The organism is Corynebacterium sp. MSK071 (assembly GCF_030232125.1).
GTDB classification, from domain to species: Bacteria; Actinomycetota; Actinomycetes; order Mycobacteriales; family Mycobacteriaceae; genus Corynebacterium; species Corynebacterium kefirresidentii.
The window spans coordinates 1-232 of sequence record NZ_JASPJA010000076.1; the positions used below are offsets into that span (position 1 = coordinate 1).

Below are 232 nucleotides of genomic sequence, written 5' to 3' on the forward strand. Positions count from 1 at the left end.
TCCCCCTGGGGAATCGACGGGGCCAACGCCCCAGACATTCTTGACAATCAAGGCCGTGTCAAAGTCGCTGTCGCCGGAACAGCCGACGACCCCGGAAAAACCGCCCTCCCACCAGTCGAAGTTCACCTCAACATGAACGGCGACAATATGGAAGTTGAAGCGTCCTGGGTTGAGTTCCGCTTCTTTTACGGCCCTGTGTTGATGGGCTGGGTGAGATAGTACTCGGTTTCTA

Annotated in this window: 1 protein-coding gene; it reads left to right on the plus strand. The window is 56.5% G+C overall.

The genetic code is table 11. From position 1 onward, the window contains the following. A partial coding sequence (locus tag QP990_RS12255; RefSeq protein WP_284799441.1) for a hypothetical protein occupies window positions 1-219 on the plus strand: 219 nt, incomplete at its 5' end. Window positions 220-232: the final 13 nt, after the last annotated feature.